The following is a 21,897-nucleotide window of genomic DNA, read 5'->3' as shown; positions in this document are numbered from 1 at the left end:
GTCAGAACCTGCCGCCCCCGCCCCGGCGCCCCCGCGTGCCGCCACCGCCGAAGCTGCCGGGACCGCCGCCGCCGAACCCGCCTCCGAAGCCGCCGCCCCCGGGACCGCCTCCGCCATGACCGCCGCCCCGGCGCCCGCCGCCGCCGAAGAGTTCGCCCAGGATGATGCCGCCGAGCACCGCGCCGCCCATCCCGCCGCCCCGTCCGCCCCCGCCGCCGAGCCCTCCGTACGGGTTGCCGAACCCTCGTACATCGCGCTCGGCGAGCTGCTGCGCCTGCCGGGCCAGCGCGTCCGCCTGCCGTGCGTCGGCGAGCGCGGCGGCCGGGTCGCCGTCCTGCGCCGCCTCGGCCCGCGCCGCCTCAGCCTGGGCCAGGTGCCGTGCGGCCTCGGCCAGCCGGGTCCGCGCCTCGCTGCCGACGGCCCCGCGGTGCGTGGTGACGAAGTCCGTCGCCGCCGCCACGGTGCTGCGCGCGGTGAGCAGCGCGGGGGAGAGCAGGGAACGCGAGCGGCGGTCGCCGGCCTCACGTTCGCGGGCGCCCGCGAGGGCCTGGTCGAGGGCGGCGTCGGCCTCCTCGACCCGGCGCAGCGCGTCGATCGGGTCGTACGGACCCGCGGCGACCTGGCCCCGCACCGCGGCGACCACCGACTCCGCGCGGGCGACCCGGCCGCGCAGATCGGCCGTGGAGACGCCCTCCGCGGTGCCTTCGATGAGGCCGCGCGCGTCGGCGAGGTCGGCCTCGGACTCGGTGAGTGCGCCCGGCAGTTTCTCGGCGGCCTCGGCGAGCTCGCCGGCCAGCCGGTCGACGGCGTCCACGAACGTGCCGGCCTGGTCCACGGCGCCCTCGGCGGCCCGCAGATGGACGGCGGCCCTGCCGTTGTCACCCGCGTCGGCACTCTGCCGGGCCTGGGCCAGATGAGTGGAGGCGAAGACCAGCCGGTCCTTGGCCTGCTCGACGTGGCCGAGCACGGGGGCATACGCGGTCGCCGCGTACGTCCGACGCAGCCCGGCGAGGGTCCCCTCGGCACCCTCCGTACGCCCCGCGACCCGCTGATACGCCGTCTCGACGTGGTCGAGGGCCTGCGGCGCGTTCTTCTCCAGGGCGCGCAGCCGGTCGAAGCCCGCCGTCTCCGCGTCAAGCCGGCGGCCCGCCTCCGTGCAGCGCGCGACGATCTCGTCCAGCATGCGCCGCCGGGTGGCATCGTCCTCGGGGAACGCGTCGTCCAACTCCTGCCGCAACCGGAACGCCGCCGTCAGCTCCCCCTGCGCGTACGCGAGCGCCGCCCCGAACGGCCGCACCGCCTCCTCCCCGAACTGCGCGGTGGCGAAGCCCAGCTCCTCGGTGCTGGTGCGGACGGCGTCGTCGGTCTCCACGAGGAGCCGCCGGGCCCGCGCTTCGAGCTCGGGGAGCGGCGTGGGACTCCGGCCGGCCCCCGCCCTCTGTCCCCAGCCACCGACCGGCGTCGTCCGGGTGGTGGCGCGCTTCCTGCGCCGCTTGTACGCGACCGTCGCGGCGACCCCTGCCGCGCATGCCGCCGCCACGGGCAGCACCAGGTCCCCGGTGACGGACTCGTCCGCGCTACGGCCGGGGTCGGCCGGGCCGGGGGTGACCGACGGGGTGGGCACGGGCCGCCCGGCGAGCACGGCGCGGTAGCCGTCCGCCGCGCCGACGGCCGCCCCCGCCCAGTCGTTGTGGCGCAGGGCGGGCCTGATCGCGGTGGTGGCCACGGAGCGCAGCTGCGCGTCGGTCAGCCGCGACCCGTCGTCCACGGAGTACGCGAACTGCCGGTCGTGGGTGGCCACGGCGAGCAGCACGTCGTCCAGCCCGAGTCCGCCCCGCTCGGCGGTGGTGTCCGCCCAGTCCTGCGGGGAACGCCCGGAGAAGTCCCGCACATAGACGACGAAGAGCTGCACGCCGTCCTCGTCGTAGAGCCGGTCGAGGGCCCGCTGCACCTCACCCGCGCGGTCCCCGAGGGCCTCCGTCCGGTCGGTGACCTGCCCGCTCCGCGAGAGCGTGACGGGGTCGTCGGCCACGGCGGGGGAGGGGCTCAGCAGCACGCACCACCCGAGCAGCACGGCCACCCCGGCCGCGGCTGCCCGCGCGGCCAGGTACGAGGGCGGCTTCACATCTCGGAGCGTAGGGCGGCATTCGGGGCGCCGCGACCTGGGAGACGCCGCCCTGCGAGACGCCACCCTGAAGTGCGCCGATGCCGCGCACCGGACGCGTCGGCGCGGGCCGCCCGGCCTGTGCGCCCGTGGGCCCGAGCGGATCGCGCACGTACGGCAGACGGGTACGCGTCGAGTGCGACCGCCGTACTCAGCCGCGTCCCAACACCAGCACCGCCGGCAGTTCCGATGTGCGGTCGTTGTCGCTGGGGCGCAGGCCCGATTCCGTGCTGTTCTTCCAGGTCATCGTGACCATGGGGGTGTCGCCCTCGCCGACGGTCACCTTCGAGCCCGCGTAGCGCCGGCCCGGGGCCGTCTTCTTTCCGAGCCGGGCCGCCGTGGCGTCGGCCGCCTTACGTGAGGCGGTGCGGGCGCAGAGCGTCTCCGAAGAGGACGTGCCGTCCTTGCCGAGCCGCCCGCCGATCGCGAAGAGGACGACGTCCGCGTCCTCCCGCTTCGCGTAGAACGACGCCTCGTACACGTCGCCCAGGCAGTCGGCCACCGCCGTGTACGCCTCGTCGTCCCGCAACGACGTGCCCGGCTCGGCGAGGCCCAGTGCGATGTCCGAGCGCTTGGCGGCACGAGCCGTGTCGGAGACCTCGAACGTCCCGTCCCCGCCGCCCTTCTCGTACCGCGTGCCGTGGTCGGTGCGGGTGGCCCGGTACCCCTGCTTCTTCATCGCGCGCCCGACCGCGTCCGTGTCGAACTCCCCGGTGAGCAGCGAGCTGTTGCCGACCATCACGGACGTCTCCACGTCCTTCGCGTCGAACCCCCAGTCCGCGCGGACACTTCCGCCCGTGTAGCCGTGCTGGACGACTTCGAGGATGCCGAAGCCGTCCAGGCCGCGGTAGAGCTCGGGGTCCTTGGCGACCAGCCTGCGCGCGGTGCGCACGTCTCGGTACATCATTCCCTGGTCGGCCGCCGAGGCCGGCACAGCGTCGAGGGCGCGCTCGAGCCCCGTACCGCCGTCGTCGCCATCACTGCCGCCCGGCAGGGAGCAGCCGGCGGCGCCCACGCTCAGCGCGCCCGCGAGCAACAGGGTCGGGAGGGGGCGAAAGCGGCGGGGTATGCGCATGCGCGGCAGTGTGGCACGGGAGCCCTCCCGGGCACGGGGGAACGGGACTTCCCGGGAACTCCTGACCCGGTCCCTCATCACCAGGCCCCTCATTACCTGCGACGTAATCGACCCCTGTGCGGCCGACCGACAGTCTTGAGTCATCGCCCCACAAGACGAGAACCACTCCACAGGAGGCTGACCAGCCATGACCGCACACGAGACCACCGCACACGACATCACCGCGTACGAGACCGCCGTCGCCCGCTACTTCGAGGCCTGGAACGTGGAGGGCGCCGAGAACATCGACAAGGCCGTCGCCGCTGCTTGGACCGAGGACGGCAGTTACACGGACCCGCTGGCAGACGTCTCCGGGCACGAGGGGATCGCCGCCGTCATCAAGGGAGCTCACGAGCAGTTCCCCGGCTTCGAGTTCCGCCGGACCGGCGCCGTCGACGGGCACCACGACATCGCGCGCTTCACCTGGGAGCTCGTCTCGTCGGCGGACGGGTCCGCGCCCGTCGCCGGATCCGACGTCATCACGCTGGCCGACGACGGCCGGATCCGCACGGTGCACGGCTTCCTGGACCGCGTACCGACGGCCTGACCGAGCGAACCCACAGGGGACCCGGAGGGGACCCAGAGGGGACCCACAGGTCGAGGCGTGTCGGCCTCAGTCCCTGAACTCCACCTCCGGGTACCGCCCGGACGGCGCGTCGAGCAGGGTGTCGTCCCTTCCCTTCAGCCAGCGGTCGAAGAACGAGGTCACGTACGCCCGTTGGGCCGCTATCGCGCGTGCTGGGGTGACCGTTCCTATGTTCTCCTCCAGGACCTTCCGGGTCACGCCCGTCTGCGGCAGCAGTGCGGACAGGTCGGTGTACGCCTGGTGTTCCGAGCCCCGCAGGGTCAGGTTCCGTTTCCAGCCGGAGCCGTGGGACAGGAACGAACGCCAGGCCGGCTCCGTCGGCCGGTCGCTGCCCATCAGAAGGAACGGCCGGTCCAGGCCGTGCCGCGCGACCGGCATCAGATGTGTGCCCTCGGGCTCCGCGTTGTACTCGAGGGTGCCGTCCAGATCGACCCCGGCGCTCACCCTGCGGTCCTCGTACATCGTCTCGGCCGCCGCGATCCCGCCCGCCGAGTGGCCGACCATGCCCACCCGTCGCCGGTCGACGATCCGGGACAGGCCGTGCGGCAGTGAGCCGAGGCGGTCCAGGACGAAATCCCGCCTGGGGGATGTCCCCCAGAAACCCTGATTCCTACTACTACTACTACTACTACTACGCGCGCCTACGCCGTCTTTCCACGCCGTCCCTTCCCACGCCGTCCACCTACTCCGCCCGCCGCCGGATCTTGTTGCCCAGCCACACCAGCGGATCGTACTTGCGGTCAACTGCCCGCTCCTTCAAGGGAATCAGCGCGTTGTCCGTGATCTTGATGCCCTCGGGGCACACCTCCGTACAGCACTTGGTGATGTTGCAGTAGCCGAGCCCGTGCTCGTCCTGCGCGGTCCGTTTGCGGTCGAGGCCGGACTCGGCCGCCGCGTCCAGCGGGTGCATGTCCAGCTCGGCGACCCGCATGAGGAAGCGCGGGCCGGCGAACGCGGTCTTGTTCTCCTCGTGGTCGCGCACCACATGGCAGGTGTCCTGGCACAGGAAGCACTCGATGCACTTGCGGAACTCCTGCGGGCGGTCCACGTCCTCCTGCTGCATCCGGTACTCGCCGGGCCCGAGATCGGCGGGCGGCACGAACGCCGGGACCTCGCGCGCCTTCGTGTAGTTGAAGCCGACGTCCGTCACCAGGTCCCGCACCACGGGGAAGGCACGCAGCGGCGTCACCGTGATGACCTCGCCGGGGTCGAAGACCGACATCCGCGTCATGCACATCAGCCGCGGCCTGCCGTTGATCTCCGCCGAACACGAACCGCACTTGCCCGCCTTGCAGTTCCAGCGCACGGCGAGATCGGGTGCCTGGGTGGCCTGGAGGCGATGGATGATGTCGAGCACCACCTCGCCCTCGTTGACCTCGACCTTGTAGTCCTCGAGGCCGCCGCCCCCCGGGTCCCCGCGCCAGACCTTGAATCGCGCATCGTACGAACTCACTCGTACAGCTCCTCTTCAGCCAGGTACTTGACCAGCTCTTCCTTCTCGAAGAGGGCGAGCAGGTCCGGGCGGATGGGCTCGGTCTCCACGCGGTCCAGGTCGATCTGGCCGCGTACGGCACCGGTGGCCGCGAGCCCGCCGGTCGGGTCGGCGAGCCGGCAGAGCAGATTGGCGCGGCGCCACTCGCGGCTCATCGTCGGGTGGTCCTCACGGGTGTGGCCGCCGCGGCTCTCCGTGCGCTCCAGTGCGGCCCGCGCGACGCACTCGCTGACCAGGAGCATGTTGCGCAGGTCAAGGGCGAGATGCCAGCCCGGGTTGAACTGGCGGTGGCCCTCGACGCCGGCCCGCCGCGCCCGCACCCGCAGCTCGGCGAGCTTCTCCAGGGCCTGCGCCATCTCGGCCTCGCGGCGGATGATGCCGACCAGGTCGTTCATGGTCTGCTGCAGTTCCTGATGGAGGGTGTACGGGTTCTCCGGCGTCGCCCCGTCCTCGGGACCCTCCGCGCTGAACGGCCGCAGCGCCTCGGCCGCCGCCGTGTCGACCTGCACCTCGTCCACCGGCGGCCGCGCGGCGAGGCCCGCCGCGTACCGGGCCGCGTGCAGCCCCGCGCGCCGCCCGAAGACCAGCAGGTCGGAGAGGGAGTTGCCGCCGAGGCGGTTGGAGCCGTGCATGCCGCCCGCGACCTCGCCCGCGGCGTAGAGACCGGCCACCCGGCGCGCGGCGGCGGTGTCGGAGTCGACCGCGACGCCGCCCATCACGTAGTGACAGGTCGGCCCGACCTCCATCGCCTCGGCCGTGATGTCGACGTCCGCCAGCTCCTTGAACTGGTGGTACATGGACGGCAGTCGGCGCTTGATGACCTCGGCGGGCATCCGTGTCGACACGTCCAGGAAAACCCCGCCGTGCGGCGAGCCGCGGCCCGCCTTCACCTCGGCGTTGATGGCACGGGCGACCTCGTCGCGGGGCAGCAGCTCGGGGGGACGGCGGTTGTGGTCCGGGTCGTCGTACCAGCGGTCGCCCTCCTCCTCCGACTGCGCGTACTTCTCCTTGAAGACGTCGGGCACGTAGTCGAACATGAACCGCTTGCCCTCGGAGTTCCTGAGCACCCCGCCGTCGCCGCGCACCGACTCGGTGACGAGGATGCCCTTGACCGACGGCGGCCAGACCATGCCCGTCGGGTGGAACTGCACGAACTCCATGTTCAGGAGCGGGGCCCCGGCAAGCAGCGCCAGCGCGTGCCCGTCGCCCGTGTACTCCCAGGAGTTGGACGTCACCTTGAAGGACTTGCCGATGCCGCCGGTCGCCAGGACCACGGAGGGTGCCTCCAGGACGAAGAAGCGGCCCGACTCCCGGTCGTAGCAGAACGTCCCGCAGACCCGGCCGCCCTCACTGAGCCCGCCCTCCTCGTCCTTGAGGACCCGGGTGACCGTGCACTCCTGGAAGACCTTGAGGCGCGCCTCGTAGTCCCCGAACTCCTTGTAGTCCTCCTGCTGCAGGGCGACGATCTTCTGCTGGAGCGTGCGGATCAGCTCCAGGCCGGTGCGGTCGCCGACGTGCGCGAGGCGCGGATACTCGTGTCCGCCGAAGTTGCGCTGCGAGATCCGGCCGTCCGGCGTGCGGTCGAACAGGGCGCCCCAGGTCTCCAACTCCCAGACGCGGTCCGGGGCTTCGCGCGCGTGCAGCTCCGCCATGCGCCACTGGTTGAGGAACTTGCCGCCGCGCAGGGTGTCACGGAAGTGGACCTGCCAGTTGTCGCCGGAGTTCACATTGCCCATGGAGGCGGCGATGCCGCCCTCGGCCATCACCGTGTGCGCCTTGCCGAACAGCGACTTGCAGATCACGGCCGTACGGGCACCCTGTTCCCGCGCCTCGATCGCGGCGCGCAGACCCGCGCCGCCGGCCCCCACCACGACGACATCCCACTGCTGCCGCTCCACTTGAGACATCACAAGGTCCCGTCCACTAGAAGAAGCGCGGATCGTCGAAGGCGCCGCTCGCGACCAGGTAGACGTAGAGGTCGGCGAGCGCCACGCTCGCCAACGACGTCCAGGCGAGCAGCATGTGATGGTTGGTCAGCTTTCCGGTCCACCGCCACATGCGGTACCGCACCGGGTGCTTGGAGAAGTGCTTGAGCTTGCCGCCCATGACGTGCCGGCAGGAGTGGCAGGAGAGCGTGTAGATCCAGATGAGGACGACGTTGACGAGCAGGACGAGCGTGCCGAGCCCCATGTGGCCCCACTCGTAGTGCTCGTCGCGGAAGCCGAGGACGGCGTCGTACGTGAGGATGCCCGCCACCGGCACGGCGAAGTAGAAGAAGTACCGGTGGATGTTCTGCAGGATCAGCGGGAAACGGGTCTCGCCCGTGTACTTCTTGTGCGGCTCGGCGACCGCGCACGCGGGTGGTGACGCCCAGAAACCGCGGTAGTAGGCCTTGCGGTAGTAGTAGCAGGTGAGCCGGAAGCCGAGCGGGAAGACGAGGATGAGCACCGAGGGGGACAGGCCCCACCAGCTGCCGAAGATCTCCCAGTTGGGGCCCGAGCGCATCGGCTCGCAGTTCTCGGCCACGCACGGCGAGTAGAACGGCGAGACGTAGGGCGCCGCGTAGTAGTCGGCGTTCGCGAACGCCCGCCAGGTCGAGTAGACGACGAAGGCGAGCAGTCCCGCGGCGGTCGCCGCCGGGGCGAGCCACCAGCGGTCGGTCCGCAGATGGGCAGCCGAGATGGCGGCGCGCGTGCCGTCGCGCACGCCGCCGCCGGGGGCCGTTCCGCTCTTCGGTTGGGGTTCCGTGCCGGTGGCCAACGAGGCTCCACTCCTTCGTCCTCGGATCAATGGAGAGGCTCTGCGAGTGCGAGTGCGAGTGCGAGTGCGGGTGTGGGGCGGCGTGTGCGGTGGGCGTGCGCGTGTGCGTCAGGGCGCGTGGCGGTCGCAGCCGCCGAGGCCCTCGTCGTCGAGGTCTCCGGTGTTCGCCCACAACGCGCTGTCGTACGGCGTATCGGGGATGGTCACGAATTCGCGCGCGTGCGGTTCGGTACGGGGAACGGGGGAGGGGGCCGCGGCGCGCAGCAGCGCCACGCTCTCGCGCAGGCGGTCGGTGTCGGCACGCACCCGGCGCACGTCGACCCCCGCGAGGTGGTCGCCGGCCTGCTGTTCCAGCCTGCCGACGGTGCGGACCAAGTCGTCCACGCATTGTTGGACAGCCGTCAATTCATCGTGCAGAGCCATGACTTGCCCTCACTTCGGGTGTGCGGTGGCAACGCTCATGCGCCTGCGAGTGTCGCGCGTCACATCCCGGCTTGTGAAGGGATCTGCAGCGATTGCCGGATCAGGAGCGGTGAATGCGCCGGATCGCGCGCCGATCACGCCGAACCTCGACCGGTCCCGACTGTTCGGCGACCGGGCGGGGCGAGCGGGCCGGGCGGCGGGCCCCCTCCAGGACCGCCCCGTTGGGCCGCACGAGTGGCATATCGGGGCCGCCGCGCCGTGTCGCCCCCGCGGGGCGTGTCCCGTCCCCTTCAGTGGGGCGATAGATGTGATCAGCTCCATATACCGCCAAACGTGATCAAACCCGGCCCGGTCCTGGTAGCGGGCGGCCGGGCGAGCCCCGGACCCCGGAGGTACCAGTCATGTCCCACGACCGCGCCAGAGCCAGATCTGTCGTGTTCCTCGCGACGGGGGTGCTGGCCCTGCCCGCCCTCGCCGGATGCAGCTCGAACGACGAGGCAGGACGGCCGACCGCGGGCCAGGACGTCGCTCCCGCCGCCCGGGACCTGGTCGCCGACGGCGGGACCATGAACTGGGCGGTCGACGCGCTGCCCGAGACGTTCAACTCCTTCCAGTCCGACGCCGACGAGGCCACATCACGGGTGGCGGGCGCCGTCCTGCCGTCCCTGTTCCGCCTCGACGCGCAGGGCAGGGCGCAGCGCAACGCCGACTTCCTGGAGTCGGCGAAGGTCGTCGAGCGCGAGCCCCAGCAGGTCGTCCTGTACAAGCTCAACCAGCAGGCGGTCTGGAGCGACGGCCGGGAGATCGGCGCCGACGACTTCGCCGCGCAGTGGCGGGCCCTGTCCGGCAAGGACACCGCGTACTGGACGGCGCGCAACGCCGGCTACGACCGCATCCAGAAGATCGAGCGCGGCGCGAACAACCTGGAGGTGCGGGTCACCTTCGCCAAGCCGTACGCGGACTGGCGCTCGCTCTTCTCGCCGCTGTACCCCAAGCAGGTCATGGGCGCCCCCGACTCCTTCAACGACGGCGCGCGCCGCAAGCTGAAGGTGACGGCAGGACCGTTCGCCCTCGCGCAGGTCGACCACAAGGCCGGCGCCGTGACGCTGGAGCGCAGCCCGCGCTGGTGGGGCCGCCCGGCCAAGCTCGACAAGCTGGTGCTGCGCGAGGTGAAGCGTTCCCAGCGCGCCGAGGCGCTGGCCAAGGGCCGGGTCGACCTCGCCGCGATCGACGCGGCGGAGGCCGGGCGGATCGGCCTTGCCGCACGCGACAAGGGCGCGCAGGGCCCGCTCACCCACGGCCCGGCCGCCGAACTGACCGCCGCCAGGGCGCTGCGCTCCTGGGCCGTCGCGCACGGCTCCGACGAGGAGGCCGCCGACGCCGAGACCGCGGTCCGCGCCAAGACCCAGAAGGCCGTCAAGAAGTACGAGACCGAACAGGCGGGCCTGCGCGGCTACGTGGTCCGCAAGTCCCTGGAGCCCGCCTACACCCAGCTCGCCCTCAACGGGGCCGAGGGCCCCCTCGCGGACGACCGGGTGCGCCGCGCGGTGGCCCGCGCCCTGAACCGCGAGGAGCTGGCGAAGACGGTCCTCAAGCCCCTCGGCCTGCCCGCGGCGCCGGTCGGCAGCCACCTCGCCCTCGCCGGCCAGGAGGCGTACGCGGACAACAGCGGGGCCCTCGGCGAGCAGGACACCGCCGAGGCGCGGGCCCTGCTCGCGGACGCGGGCTGGACGCCGGGCGCCCTGCGCAAGGGCAAGAAGGACAAGGACGCGAAGACGGCGGGCGGCGAGTCCGACCGCGACAAGGGCACGGAGAAGGACTCGGCGAAGGAGTCCGACTCCGGCGACGGCACGTACATCGTCGGCGAGGACGACGGCAAGCCCGCCGACTCCGGCACCGCGGTGCTCGCCCCGGCGCCCGCGGCCGCCTACCAGCGGGCCGCCCTGAACCGGCAGGCCGACGCCCTCGCCCCGTCCCGCGAAACGGACAAGGAGAAGAAGCACGCGAAGCACTCCAAGGCGGAGGACAAGCCCAAGAGCAAGAGCAAGGGCAAGTCCGAGAGCAAGGGCAAGTCCGAGAGCAAGGGCAAGTCCGAGGGCAAGGCCAAGTCCAAGGACCAGGCCAAGGGCGGCGCCCCCGGCGCGTACGCCCCCAAGGGCACCGCCGCACCCGCCGCGGCCGCCGGGCCGATGGCCAAGGACGGCAAGCCGCTCACCCTCCGCTTCGTGCTGCCCTCCGGCGACGGCTCGGAGCCGCTGCGCGCGGTGGCCGACCGGATCTCCCGGATGCTGGACAAGATCGGCGTGCACACCGAGACGTCCAAGGTCGCCGACGACAGCTACTTCAAGGACCACATCGCGTCCGGCCAGTACGACCTGGCCCTCTACTCGTGGCCCGCGTCGGCCTTCCCGGCCACCGACGCCCGTCCGATCTTCGCCAAGCCGGTGCCGGCCGCCGACGGCTCCCTCAACGTCGAGCAGAACTACACCCGCGTCGGCACCGACCACATCGACCAGCTCTTCGAGCAGGCGCTCGGCGAGCTCGATGAAGAAACGTCACGCTCCCTGGTGCGCAAGGCCGACGCACGCATCTGGGCCGAGGCGGGATCCATCCCCCTCTACCAGCGCCCCCAGCTGATGGCGGCCCGCCCCAACCTGGCGAACGCGGGGGCCTTCGGCTTCCAGGCCCCGGCCTTCGAGGACATCGGGTTCCTGAAGCCGGGCGCCAAGCCGGCGGGCAAGCCGGCCGCCCAGTAGCCCCGGCTCAGATTCCGCTCAACTCTCTTGCCCGCCGGCCACCCCGGCGGGCAAGCTCGTATCCACCCATTGACCTGCTGTTTCCATGGACTTCCCCAAGCTTTCCCGGCCCCCGCGCAGCCCCCGCGGAGGCTCCCTCCGTGCGAGACACGTAGACTGGGGTGAGGCCGTGGCGTGTCCAGCCCGGCAGGGTTCGCGTACTTCAGAGGTGCGTGTGACCATCCACTCACTCCAGGAGTACGCCGCACTATGGCCACGCGCCACGACATCCGCAACGTCGCCATCGTCGCTCACGTCGACCATGGCAAGACGACCATCGTCGACGCCATGCTCAAGCAGGCCGGTTCCTTCGCCGCGCACGCCGCCGAGTCCCTCGACGACCGCATGATGGACTCGAACGACCTGGAACGTGAGAAGGGCATCACGATCCTCGCCAAGAACACGGCGGTGAAGTATCACCCCAAGGACGGCGGGGACCCGATCACGATCAACATCATCGACACCCCCGGCCACGCCGACTTCGGTGGTGAGGTCGAGCGCGGCCTGTCGATGGTGGACGCGGTCGTCCTGCTCGTGGACGCCTCCGAGGGCCCGCTCCCGCAGACCCGCTTCGTGCTGCGCAAGGCCCTCCAGCAGCGCCTCCCCGTCATCCTGTGCATCAACAAGACGGACCGTCCCGACTCGCGGATCGACGAGGTCGTCAACGAGACGTACGACCTGTTCCTCGACCTGGACGCGGACGAGGACCAGATCGAGTTCCCGATCGTCTACGCCTGTGGCCGTGACGGCATCGCCTCGCTGACCAAGCCCGACGACGGCACGGTCCCGGCGGACTCCACCAACCTGCAGCCGTTCTTCTCCACGATCCTGGAGCACGTCCCGGCCCCGACGTACGACGAGTCGGCCCCCCTCCAGGCCCACGTCACCAACCTCGACGCGGACAACTTCCTCGGCCGCATCGCGCTGCTCCGCGTCGAGCAGGGCGAGCTGCGCAAGGGCCAGACCGTCGCGTGGATCAAGCGGGACGGCACCATCGCCAACGTCCGCATCACCGAGCTGATGATGACCGAGGCGCTCACCCGCAAGCCCGCCGAGATGGCGGGCCCCGGTGACATCTGCGCCGTGGCCGGTATCCCCGACATCATGATCGGCGAGACCCTGGCCGACCCGGAGAACCCGATCGCGCTGCCGCTGATCACGGTCGACGAGCCGGCGATCTCGATGACCATCGGCACCAACACCTCGCCGCTGGTCGGCCGGGGCGGCACCGGCAAGGGCGCGGACGCCAAGGCCGCGGTCAAGGACCGCAAGGTCACCGCCCGCCAGGTGAAGGACCGCCTGGAGCGCGAGCTGATCGGCAACGTCTCGCTGCGTGTCCTGGAGACCGAGCGTCCCGACGCCTGGGAGGTGCAGGGCCGCGGTGAGCTGGCGCTGGCCATCCTGGTCGAGCAGATGCGCCGCGAGGGCTTCGAGATGACCATCGGCAAGCCGCAGGTGGTCACCCGCCAGGTCGACGGCAAGACCCACGAGCCGGTCGAGCGCATGACGATCGACGTGCCCGAGGAGCACATGGGCGCCGTCACGCAGCTCATGGGCGTCCGCAAGGGCCGCATGGACAACATGTCGAACCACGGCTCCGGCTGGGTCCGTCTGGAGTTCGTCGTGCCCTCCCGCGGCCTCATCGGCTTCCGTACGGAGTTCCTGACGCAGACCCGCGGCACGGGTATCGCGCACTCCATCCACGAGGGCCACGAGCCGTGGTTCGGCGAGCTGAAGACCCGTAACAACGGCTCCCTGGTCGCCGACCGCTCCGGCGCCGTCACCGCCTTCGCGATGACGAACCTCCAGGAGCGCGGCGTGCTGTTCACCGAGCCCGGCACCGAGGTGTACGAGGGCATGATCGTCGGCGAGAACTCCCGCGCCGACGACATGGACGTGAACATCACCAAGGAGAAGAAGCTCACCAACATGCGCTCCGCCTCCGCCGACTCCTTCGAGGCGATCGTGCCGCCGCGCAAGCTCTCCCTGGAGCAGTCCCTGGAGTTCTGCCGCGACGACGAGTGCGTCGAGGTGACCCCGGAGGCCGTGCGCATCCGCAAGGTCGTCCTGGACCAGAAGGAGCGCGGCCGTTCCGCGTCCCGCGCCAAGCACAACTGATCCGCTGACGTAGGCAGTTGCGGCACACAGCCGCGCACGAGGCCGATTTCCGCCGCCCCGCGAGGGGTTCGGCGGAAGTCGGCCTCGTGCGTTTTCGCTGGCAGGTACGGTGTGGCCGCGGCCGGTCGAGGCTCTCCCGGCAACCGGTTTTTGTCCGCCAAGTGTCCGGTATGCGGACGTCACTGACCGTTAGATGTGTAACACGTCCGTTTCGCAACCATCTATCTAGGATCGGTTTGTCCGGATTTTGGAAGTTGTACGGGGCAGGTGTGATTGAACCGAGACCAAAAGGGTGTGGTCGACCGGTACCTCATGGCTAATAGTTGACCGCGTATAGCTCGGGTCAATGGGTCACGCGCTGTGGGGAGCGCCGACTCACGAGCACACTGGGGTACTCGATCTTCGCCGTCAGGGGTGTCGGCGCGGTTGCACGTACCCCCTCTTGTAGTGAACAAGTGGACTCATGAGGAGGAACCCCATGCGTGGTGCCAAGAGCGCCAAGTGGGTCGCGATAGCCGGTGTTGTGGCGCTGACGGCCACCGCTTGTGGCGGCGGCGACAGCGACAGCGGCGACGACAACCGTGCCGTCGACAAGAACGGCATCTTCGTGTACTCGGGCGGTGAGCCGCAGAACCCGCTGCAGCCCGCCAACACGAAGGAGGCGTACGGCAGCGACGTCATTCGCTCCCTCTTCTCGCAGCTGGTCGGCTACAAGAACGACACGGGCGAACTGACCTATGTGAACGCCGAGTCGGTCACCCCCGACAAGGCCAACAAGGTCTGGACCGTGAAGCTCAAGCCGGGCTGGAAGTTCCACAACGGTGAGACGGTCACCGCCAAGTCGTACGTCGACGCCTGGAACTGGGCCGCCGATGTCAAGAACAACCAGGTCAACAGCTCCTGGTTCGCCGACATCGCCGGCTACGACGACGTCCACCCCGCCAAGGGGAAGCCCAAGGGCTCCAAGATGTCCGGCCTGAAGGTCGTGGACGACAACACCTTCAAGATCACGCTGAACACGGGCATCCCGTACTTCGCGTTCAAGCTCGGCTACGACGTGTTCTCGCCGCTGCCCTCGGGCTTCTTCAAGGACCCGAAGGGCTACGGCGAGAAGCCGGTCGGCAACGGCGCCTACAAGTTCGCCTCGTGGGACCACAAGAAGTCCATCAAGGTCACGCGCTACGACGGCTACAAGGGCCCGGACAAGGCGAAGAACGGCGGTGTGACGTTCAAGAACTACGCGTCGCCCGACGGTGCCTACAAGGACCTGGTGTCCAACAACGTCGACTCGATGCCGCAGATTCCGGACGGCGAGCTCGCGAACTACCAGAGCGACCTGGGTGATCGTGCGATCAACCAGGACTACGCGATGATCCAGACGATCAACCCCGCCTTCTACTCGAAGCAGTGGAAGAACATCGACAACAAGGTCATCCAGGGCCTGTCGATGGCGATCGACCGCGACACGATCATCAAGACCGTCCTCAGCAACACCCGTGAGCCCGCGACGGGCTGGGTCGCCAAGAACGTCGAGGGCTACAAGGCCGGCGCCTGCGGTGAGTACTGCAAGTTCGACGCCAAGAAGGCCAAGGCCCTCATCAAGGAGGGTGGCGGCGTCCCGGACAACAAGATCTCCATCCAGTACAACGCCGACCAGCCGCACAAGGGCTGGGTCACCGCCGTCTGCAACAGCATCACGCAGTCGACCGGTGTGAAGTGCGTGGGCGACCCGAAGACCGACTTCCAGGCCGACACGCAGACGCGTGACGCCAAGAAGGTCAAGTCGTTCTACCGCTCCGGCTGGGTGCTCGACTACCCGTTCAACGGCAACTTCCTGCGCGACCTCTACGGCACCGGCGTCGCCGGCAACCAGGGCGGCTACTCGAACAAGAAGTTCGACCAGCTGACGAAGCAGGCGGACGCGGCTCCGACCACGGAGGAGTCCGCGAAGCTGTACCAGCAGGCCGAGGAGTCCCTCCAGGACAACATGCCCGGCATCCCGCTGTGGTACGGCAAGCTCCAGGCCGGTCGTTCGGAGAACGTGAAGAACGTTCACTTCGACCAGCAGGGCAGCCCGATCTTCACCGACGTCGAGGTGTTCAAGAAGTAGTCGCGCGGCTCGACCCGCGGGGGCGGCCGACGATCTCGGCCGCCCCCGCGGGCAGCTCCGCTCAGGACGGAGGCACCCATGGGGCGCTATGTCGCGCGGCGACTGCTCCAGATGATCCCGGTCTTCATCGGGACCACTCTTCTCATTTTCCTTATGGTCAACGTGCTCCCCGGCGACCCCGTGCGGGCGCTGTGGGGTGACAAGCCGCCGGACCCGACGCAGATGGCGGCCATCCGCCACCAGCGCGGCCTGGACCTTCCGCTGTGGCAGCAGTACCTCCACTACATGAAGGACCTGCTGACCGGCGACCTCGGCACCAACATGGGCGGCAGGCCCGTCAGTGACATTCTCGGACAGGCCTTCCCGGTCACCGTGCGTCTCGCGCTGATCGCCTTCGTCATCGAGCTCGTTCTCGGCATCGGTCTCGGCATGCTCGCGGGCGTGCGCCGCGGCCGCGTCGTGGACACCCTGATCCTCGTCTTCACGCTGCTGGTCATCTCGGTGCCGGTCTTCGTGCTCGGCTTCGTCTTCCAGACGGTCTTCGGACTACAACTGGAATGGGTGTCGCCAACGGTCCAGGACGCCACCGATCCCACCCAGCTCATCCTTCCGGCAGCCGTACTCGGGTCGTTGTCACTCGCCTACGTCGCCCGGCTGACCCGTACGAGCATCGCGGAGAACCTGCGCGCCGACTACATCCGCACGGCGGTGGCCAAGGGGCTGCCGAAGAGCCGGATCATGACGCGCCACCTGCTGCGCAACTCGCTGATCCCGGTGGTGACCTTCCTCGGCACCGACATCGGGACCCTGATGGGCGGCGCCGTCGTCACCGAGGGCATCTTCAACGTGCCGGGCGTCGGCAACACCCTCTTCGACGCGCTCGCCCGCCGCGAGGGCCAGGTCATCGTCGGCACCGTGACCATCCTCGTACTCGTCTACCTGGCCGCGAGCCTGATCGTCGACCTGCTCTACGCGGTCCTGGACCCGAGGATCCGTTATGCCTGACGCTGACGTCACCAAGACCACCAACCCGCTCGCCGTGACCGAGGCGGCGCCGCCCGCGGGGACGGCCCCCACGGACCTCGCCAGCCCCGCTCCGGGCAAGCCCCGCTCGCTTGCCGGGGACGCCTGGCGGGATCTGCGCCGCAACCCGTTCTTCGTGGTCTCCGGGCTGCTCATCCTGCTTGTCATCGCGGTCTCGCTGTGGCCGGGTCTGTTCACCGGAGCCGACCCGACCAAGGGCGATCTGCGCAATCACTTCCTGCAGAAGCCGAGCTACAGCCACGTCTTCCAGGACGACTGGTTCGGCTACGACCGGCAGGGCCGCTCCATCTACGCGCGCGTGATGTACGGGGCCCGCAACTCCGTCACCGTCGGCGTCTGCGTCACGCTGGCCGTGACCGTCATCGGCTCCGTCATGGGCATGCTCGCCGGCTACTTCGGCGGCTTCTGGGACGCGGTCATCTCGCGTCTGACCGATGTCTTCTTCGGCATCCCGTTCCTGCTCGGCACGATGGTCGTGCTGAACTCGGTGACGGACCGCTCGGTGTGGACCGTGGTGGGCGCCCTGACCCTGCTCGGCTGGACGCAGATCACCCGCGTCATGCGCGGCGCGGTCATCACCACCAAACAGTCCGACTACGTGGTGGCGGCCAAGGCGCTGGGCGCGGGCACCCGGAGAATCCTGTTCCGGCACATCCTGCCGAACGCGGCCGCGCCCGTGATCGTCGTCGCGACGATCGCCCTCGGCGGCTACATCACGGCCGAGGCGACCCTCTCCTTCCTCGGCATGGGTCTCTCGGACGACGCGATCTCCTGGGGCAGCGACATCTCGGACGCCTCCAAGGAGCTCCGCAACAACCCGTACACGCTGTTCTTCCCGGCCGGCATGCTCAGCCTGACGGTTCTGGCCTTCATCATGCTCGGCGACGCGGTGCGCGACGCCCTCGATCCCAAATTGCGCTGAGGGAGGCGTACGTGACCACCATTGAGAAATCGGCCGACGTCCCTGCCCCGCGCGACGCGGGCGACACCGGGCCGCTGCTCGAAGTCCGTGACCTGCACGTGGAGTTCCACACCCGCGAGGGCGTGGCCAAGGCCGTCAACGGCGTCAACTACACGGTGTCCGCCGGCGAGACGCTCGCGGTGCTCGGCGAGTCCGGGTCCGGCAAGTCCGTGACGGCGCAGGCCATCATGGGCATCCTCGACATGCCTCCGGGGCGCATTCCCCAGGGAGAGGTGCTCTTCCGCGGCGAGGACATGCTCAAGATGTCCGCGGAGCAGCGCAGGAAGATCCGCGGCCGCAAGATCGCGATGATCTTCCAGGACGCGCTGAGCTCGCTGAACCCGGTGCTCAGCGTCGGCTACCAGTTGGGCGAGATGTTCCGCGTCCACCAGGGCCTCGGCCGCAAGGCCGCCCAGGCCAAGGCGATCGAGCTGATGGACCGGGTGAAGATCCCGGCCGCCAAGGAGCGGGTGAACGACTACCCGCACCAGTTCTCCGGCGGTATGCGCCAGCGCATCATGATCGCGATGGCGCTCGCCCTGGAGCCCGACCTGATCATCGCGGACGAGCCCACCACGGCGCTCGACGTGACGGTCCAGGCACAGGTCATGGACCTGCTGGCGGAGCTGCAGCGCGAGTACAACATGGGTCTGATCCTGATCACCCACGACCTCGGCGTGGTCGCCGACGTCGCGGACAAGATCGCGGTCATGTACGCGGGCCGGATCGTCGAGACGGCTCCGGTGCACGAGCTCTACAAGCGCCCCGCGCACCCGTACACCCGGGGTCTGCTCGACTCGATCCCGCGCCTGGACCAGAAGGGCCACGAGCTCTACGCGATCAAGGGGCTGCCGCCCAACCTGCTCGCGATCCCCGGCGGTTGCGCGTTCAACCCGCGCTGCCCCAAGGCGCAGGACATCTGCCGCACGGAGGTCCCGCCGCTCATGCAGGTCACCGAGCGGGACGGCGCGGAGCTGCCCGGCCGCGGCAGCGCGTGCCACTTCTGGAAGGAGACGATCCATGGCTGAGCCGACGAAGGCTTCGAAGCTCTCCAAGGTCGCGAAGACGGAGCCCTCCAAGGTCGCGAAGACGGCCGAGCCCGCCGACGCCACCCCGAACGTCTCCGACGTCGAGACGGTCGACGCGGCCACCGCCGAGGAGGCCGTCGCGGCCATCGAGGCGCCGGTGGAGCGCGGCGAGCCGATCCTCCAGGTCCGCAACCTGGTCAAGCACTTCCCGCTCACCCAGGGGATCCTGCTCAAGAAGCAGGTCGGCGCGGTCAAGGCGGTCGACGGCATCTCCTTCGACCTGTACCAGGGCGAGACGCTGGGCATCGTGGGCGAGTCCGGCTGCGGCAAGTCCACGGTCGCCAAGCTCCTGATGACCCTGGAGCGGGCCACGGCCGGCGAGGTCTTCTACAAGGGCCAGGACATCACCAAGCTGTCCGGGCGCGCGTTGAAGGCGGTGCGCCGCAACATCCAGATGGTGTTCCAGGACCCCTACACGTCCCTGAACCCCCGGATGACGGTCGGCGACATCATCGGGGAGCCCTTCGAGATCCACCCCGAGGTGGCCCCGAAGGGTTCGCGCCGCCAGAAGGTCCAGGAACTCCTGGACGTCGTCGGTCTGAACCCCGAGTACATCAACCGCTACCCGCACCAGTTCTCGGGCGGTCAGCGCCAGCGCATCGGCATCGCCCGCGGCCTGGCCCTGAACCCCGAGATCATCATCTGCGACGAGCCGGTCTCGGCCCTGGACGTCTCCGTCCAGGCCCAGGTCATCAACCTGATGGAGAAGCTCCAGGACGAGTTCAACCTCTCCTACCTCTTCATCGCGCACGACCTGTCGATCGTCCGGCACATCTCGGACCGGGTCGGGGTGATGTACCTCGGGAAGATGGCGGAGATCGGCTCGGACGAGCAGATCTACGAGCACCCGACGCACCCGTACACCCAGGCGCTGCTCTCCGCGGTGCCGGTCCCGGACCCCGAGGCCCGTGAGGGCCGCGAGCGCATCATCCTCACCGGCGACGTCCCGTCCCCGGCCAACCCGCCCTCGGGCTGCCGCTTCCGCACCCGCTGCTGGAAGGCGGAGGACAAGTGCGCGAAGGAGACCCCGCTCCTTGCGGTCCCCGAGCGCTTCAAGGGCAAGGACACCCCGGCGGCCCACGAGTCGGCGTGCCACTTCGCGGAGGAAAAGGACGTCGTCCACGCGGCGTGACCTCGCGCGGATCCGTCCGCGCGCGAACGCCTGTGCCCTGTGAACGTATGTGTTCACGGGGCACAGGCGTTTTTCGTGCGGCCGGGGCCACGCGGCCCGACGGGCTGGCCGTAACATCCGGCCCGCCCCGGGCGTGTAGTGAGCGAGGCCGCGCACGAGGACCGGAAGCGCGGCGACACCTCACGAGGGCAGGCGGGGACAGTGGCGAGGAAGCAGCAGCACCAGGGGCGGGACCCCGGCGGGGGAGCGGCGGAGTTCGACGCGTTCTACGCCGCCACGGCCAAGCGGCTGGTCTCCACCGTGTACGCGATGACCGGCGACCTGGCGGAGGCGGAGGACGCCGTCCAGGAGGCCTACGTACGGGCCTGGCAGCGGTGGGGGCGGCTGACCGCGCAAGGGGACCCGCTGCCGTGGGTACGGACGGTGGCCTCGCGGCTGGCCGTCAGCACATGGCGGCGTACGCGGAACAGGGTGCTGGCCCACCGCCGGCACGGCCCCTCCGTCGACGTGCCGGAACTCTCCCCCGACCGCGTGGCGTTGGTGGACGCCCTGCGTGAACTGACGCCCCAGCAGCGGCAGGCCGTCGTCCTGTTCCACCTTCTGGACCTCCCGGTGGAGCAGGTGGCCCGGGAGACGGGCGTCTCCAGCGGCACCGTCCGCACCCGGCTGAGCCGGGCCAGGAAGGTCCTGGGCGAGCGGCTCTCCGAGACATCCGAGACAGCGGCACGCGCCGCGGAGGGGGTGGCCAGTCATGGCTGAGGTCAAGATCGAGGAACTCCTGGACGAGGTCACCGTGCGGATGCCGAGCGGGGCCCGGCTGCGGGAGCGGGGCCGGCGGCGCACGGCACGCCGGCGCACCGCACTGGCGCTCGTGGCGGTGGTGGCCCTGGGCGGGGCGGCGGTGGTGGCGACGGCGGCGGGCGGCGACGGCGACCGCGGCCGCGACGTACGCCCCGCGGCGACACCGTCGACGAACCCGTTCCTGGTGGAGGGCATGGTGCGGCTGCTGCCGCCGGAGCGCATGCCGGGCCACGCGAGGTGGCGGTGGCAGGGCGACGAGGAGGAGACCACCGAGAACCTGCCGCTGCCGGCGGTGGGCGAGGCCACCAGCTGCCCGAAGTCGTACGCGCGGCGCACGGCCCCCGACCAGATCCAGTACGGCACGGACTACTACAGCGACAGGGGCGCCACGGCCCGCCAGCGGGTCACGAAGTACGACAAGGGCGCGGTCGCCGCGGACGAAGTGGCGCTGCTGAACGAGGCGTTGACCGAGTGCGGGCTGCGACGGCACGGCCACGGTCCTGACGCCTACTGGTCCGGCAGGACCGCCGACGCCTCCTGGCTCAGGGTGAGCGTCGAGCGCTGGGGCAGGTGGGTGTCGGTCGTCGAGGTGGAGGCGGAGGAGGGGAGCGGGGCGGGGCCCGGCTCCTGAGGCTCCCTCAGCGCACGTGGGTCCGCGGTTCTTCGTAGCGCCGGAAGGCGGCGGTCTCCACGGTCCAGGGTCCGAACGGCACGACGTCCCCAAAGATGTACGGCTCTTTGGACCGGTAGCGGTCCGCACAGGGTTCGGAGTGCACTTCGACCGTCCCGGTGCGAGGGTCGACGATCAGGTAATGGCCGATGCCCATGGCCGGATACTCGGAGAGCTTCGCTCCGTAGTCGTTGCTGGGATTGGACGGGGACACGACCTCGATGACGGCCAGCACCTGGGTGGCGTCGACGGCGAGCCCCTCTTCGTCGAGCACTTCCTCGGGGATGACGAGGGCGTCGGGCCGGCGCATGCGACCGATCGAGGGGTGCTCGATCTCGGGACCGTTCGCGCAGATGTAGCCCGGGTGAGTGGCGGCGAGCTGCTTGTCCAGTTGCTTACAGATGCGACGGACCGTGCCTTCGTGCCGTTTGGACGGGCACATCATGGCCAGTATCGGGCCCGACGGCCCGATCTCCACGTGCCAGGTTCCCTCGAGACGCTCGGCGTAGGCTCCGAGCTCCTCGGCGATCGCACGCATCTTGGCGTAGTCCATGGGGCCAGGGTAGTCACGCCGGCCCGGGAGAGCCTGGGCGCGAGGCCACGGGCCGATCCGCGGTGACGGCGTTCGCCCCGCCTCCC

18 protein-coding genes are annotated in these 21,897 nt (G+C 70.2%); 10 read left to right on the top strand and 8 right to left on the bottom strand.

What is annotated here, in order from left to right:
- Window position 1 precedes the first annotated feature (1 nt).
- Window positions 2–2,125 (bottom strand): TPM domain-containing protein, encoded by a 2,124-nt coding sequence (locus ACFYO9_RS03465; protein ID WP_388665931.1) that lies wholly within the window; start codon window positions 2,123–2,125, stop codon window positions 2–4.
- Window positions 2,126–2,315: 190 nt separating this feature from the next.
- Entirely contained in the window at window positions 2,316–3,239 is a 924-nt protein-coding gene (locus tag ACFYO9_RS03460; protein WP_358777703.1) for a hypothetical protein, read from the bottom strand.
- Between the two features lie 187 nt (window positions 3,240–3,426).
- Between ACFYO9_RS03460 and ACFYO9_RS03455 the strand changes: the two genes are divergently transcribed.
- Window positions 3,427–3,825 carry a nuclear transport factor 2 family protein gene (locus ACFYO9_RS03455; RefSeq protein WP_355803242.1) on the top strand — a complete coding sequence of 133 codons (399 nt, stop codon included), beginning with the start codon at window positions 3,427–3,429 and terminating at the stop codon, window positions 3,823–3,825.
- Between the two features lie 66 nt (window positions 3,826–3,891).
- Here the strand turns inward: ACFYO9_RS03455 and ACFYO9_RS03450 are convergent, their stop codons facing one another.
- The 5 genes from ACFYO9_RS03450 to ACFYO9_RS03430 all read right to left on the bottom strand — a co-directional run bounded on the left by ACFYO9_RS03450 (window position 3,892) and on the right by ACFYO9_RS03430 (window position 8,539).
- The gene (locus ACFYO9_RS03450; RefSeq protein ID WP_358777702.1) at window positions 3,892–4,368 is read right to left on the bottom strand and encodes a hypothetical protein; all 477 of its coding nucleotides are present in this window, start codon (window positions 4,366–4,368) and stop codon (window positions 3,892–3,894) included.
- Window positions 4,369–4,546: 178 nt separating this feature from the next.
- Complete coding sequence (locus tag ACFYO9_RS03445; protein ID WP_358777701.1) at window positions 4,547–5,317, bottom strand: succinate dehydrogenase/fumarate reductase iron-sulfur subunit; 771 nt, start codon at window positions 5,315–5,317, stop codon at window positions 4,547–4,549.
- Entirely contained in the window at window positions 5,314–7,263 is a 1,950-nt protein-coding gene (locus ACFYO9_RS03440) for a fumarate reductase/succinate dehydrogenase flavoprotein subunit (protein ID WP_358777700.1), read from the bottom strand. The genes ACFYO9_RS03445 and ACFYO9_RS03440 overlap by 4 nt, the downstream gene beginning before the upstream one ends.
- A gap of 16 nt (window positions 7,264–7,279) precedes the next feature.
- A complete protein-coding gene (locus ACFYO9_RS03435; RefSeq protein ID WP_355803234.1) occupies window positions 7,280–8,116 on the bottom strand; it encodes a hypothetical protein in 837 nt (278 codons plus the stop codon).
- A 108-nt stretch (window positions 8,117–8,224) separates the two neighbouring features.
- Complete coding sequence (locus tag ACFYO9_RS03430) at window positions 8,225–8,539, bottom strand: hypothetical protein (RefSeq protein WP_355803232.1); 315 nt, start codon at window positions 8,537–8,539, stop codon at window positions 8,225–8,227.
- Window positions 8,540–8,940: 401 nt separating this feature from the next.
- Between ACFYO9_RS03430 and ACFYO9_RS03425 the strand changes: the two genes are divergently transcribed.
- The 9 genes from ACFYO9_RS03425 (at window position 8,941) to ACFYO9_RS03385 (ending at window position 21,219) form a co-directional block, all read left to right on the top strand.
- Entirely contained in the window at window positions 8,941–11,295 is a 2,355-nt protein-coding gene (locus ACFYO9_RS03425; protein WP_358777699.1) for an ABC transporter family substrate-binding protein, read from the top strand.
- Window positions 11,296–11,544: 249 nt separating this feature from the next.
- Entirely contained in the window at window positions 11,545–13,452 is a 1,908-nt protein-coding gene (typA, locus tag ACFYO9_RS03420) for a translational GTPase TypA (RefSeq protein WP_355803228.1), read from the top strand.
- A 478-nt stretch (window positions 13,453–13,930) separates the two neighbouring features.
- Window positions 13,931–15,562 carry an ABC transporter substrate-binding protein gene (locus ACFYO9_RS03415; protein WP_358777698.1) on the top strand — a complete coding sequence of 544 codons (1,632 nt, stop codon included), beginning with the start codon at window positions 13,931–13,933 and terminating at the stop codon, window positions 15,560–15,562.
- A gap of 78 nt (window positions 15,563–15,640) precedes the next feature.
- Window positions 15,641–16,567, top strand: a complete 927-nt coding sequence (locus tag ACFYO9_RS03410) for an ABC transporter permease (RefSeq protein ID WP_355803223.1) — start codon at window positions 15,641–15,643, stop codon at window positions 16,565–16,567.
- Window positions 16,560–17,528 (top strand): ABC transporter permease, encoded by a 969-nt coding sequence (locus ACFYO9_RS03405; protein ID WP_358777697.1) that lies wholly within the window; start codon window positions 16,560–16,562, stop codon window positions 17,526–17,528. Before ACFYO9_RS03410 ends, ACFYO9_RS03405 begins: the two co-directional genes overlap by 8 nt.
- 11 nt (window positions 17,529–17,539) lie before the next feature.
- Window positions 17,540–18,595 (top strand): ABC transporter ATP-binding protein, encoded by a 1,056-nt coding sequence (locus ACFYO9_RS03400; RefSeq protein ID WP_355803219.1) that lies wholly within the window; start codon window positions 17,540–17,542, stop codon window positions 18,593–18,595.
- Window positions 18,588–19,787 carry a dipeptide ABC transporter ATP-binding protein gene (locus ACFYO9_RS03395; RefSeq protein ID WP_358777696.1) on the top strand — a complete coding sequence of 400 codons (1,200 nt, stop codon included), beginning with the start codon at window positions 18,588–18,590 and terminating at the stop codon, window positions 19,785–19,787. The genes ACFYO9_RS03400 and ACFYO9_RS03395 overlap by 8 nt, the downstream gene beginning before the upstream one ends.
- A gap of 201 nt (window positions 19,788–19,988) precedes the next feature.
- Window positions 19,989–20,546, top strand: a complete 558-nt coding sequence (locus ACFYO9_RS03390; RefSeq protein WP_358710265.1) for a SigE family RNA polymerase sigma factor — start codon at window positions 19,989–19,991, stop codon at window positions 20,544–20,546.
- On the top strand, window positions 20,539–21,219 hold the full coding sequence (locus tag ACFYO9_RS03385) for a hypothetical protein (protein WP_358710266.1): 681 nt from the start codon (window positions 20,539–20,541) through the stop codon (window positions 21,217–21,219). Before ACFYO9_RS03390 ends, ACFYO9_RS03385 begins: the two co-directional genes overlap by 8 nt.
- A 7-nt stretch (window positions 21,220–21,226) precedes the next feature.
- Here ACFYO9_RS03385 and ACFYO9_RS03380 read toward each other — a convergent pair whose 3' ends face one another.
- Window positions 21,227–21,811 (bottom strand): Uma2 family endonuclease, encoded by a 585-nt coding sequence (locus tag ACFYO9_RS03380; RefSeq protein WP_358777695.1) that lies wholly within the window; start codon window positions 21,809–21,811, stop codon window positions 21,227–21,229.
- Between the last annotated feature and the right edge of the window lie 86 nt (window positions 21,812–21,897).

Source organism: Streptomyces sp. NPDC005863, from assembly GCF_042871345.1.
Taxonomy (GTDB): domain Bacteria; phylum Actinomycetota; class Actinomycetes; order Streptomycetales; family Streptomycetaceae; genus Streptomyces.
The sequence above is the reverse complement of the archived record's forward strand: the minus strand, read 5'-3'. Positions and strand labels throughout refer to the sequence as shown.

Bases quoted from the DNA above. Each gene is read 5' to 3' on its own strand.
- ACFYO9_RS03460 (WP_358777703.1), bottom strand. From the start codon at position 3,239: ATGCGCATACCCCGCCGCTTTCGCCCCCTCCCGACCCTGTTGCTCGCG.
- ACFYO9_RS03455 (WP_355803242.1), top strand. From the start codon at position 3,427: ATGACCGCACACGAGACCACCGCACACGACATCACCGCGTACGAGACC.
- ACFYO9_RS03450 (WP_358777702.1), bottom strand. From the start codon at position 4,368: ATGGTCGGCCACTCGGCGGGCGGGATCGCGGCGGCCGAGACGATGTAC.
- ACFYO9_RS03440 (WP_358777700.1), bottom strand. From the start codon at position 7,263: ATGTCTCAAGTGGAGCGGCAGCAGTGGGATGTCGTCGTGGTGGGGGCC.
- ACFYO9_RS03430 (WP_355803232.1), bottom strand. From the start codon at position 8,539: ATGGCTCTGCACGATGAATTGACGGCTGTCCAACAATGCGTGGACGAC.
- ACFYO9_RS03425 (WP_358777699.1), top strand. From the start codon at position 8,941: ATGTCCCACGACCGCGCCAGAGCCAGATCTGTCGTGTTCCTCGCGACG.
- typA (WP_355803228.1), top strand. From the start codon at position 11,545: ATGGCCACGCGCCACGACATCCGCAACGTCGCCATCGTCGCTCACGTC.
- ACFYO9_RS03415 (WP_358777698.1), top strand. From the start codon at position 13,931: ATGCGTGGTGCCAAGAGCGCCAAGTGGGTCGCGATAGCCGGTGTTGTG.
- ACFYO9_RS03410 (WP_355803223.1), top strand. From the start codon at position 15,641: ATGGGGCGCTATGTCGCGCGGCGACTGCTCCAGATGATCCCGGTCTTC.
- ACFYO9_RS03405 (WP_358777697.1), top strand. From the start codon at position 16,560: ATGCCTGACGCTGACGTCACCAAGACCACCAACCCGCTCGCCGTGACC.
- ACFYO9_RS03395 (WP_358777696.1), top strand. From the start codon at position 18,588: ATGGCTGAGCCGACGAAGGCTTCGAAGCTCTCCAAGGTCGCGAAGACG.
- ACFYO9_RS03385 (WP_358710266.1), top strand. From the start codon at position 20,539: ATGGCTGAGGTCAAGATCGAGGAACTCCTGGACGAGGTCACCGTGCGG.
- ACFYO9_RS03380 (WP_358777695.1), bottom strand. From the start codon at position 21,811: ATGGACTACGCCAAGATGCGTGCGATCGCCGAGGAGCTCGGAGCCTAC.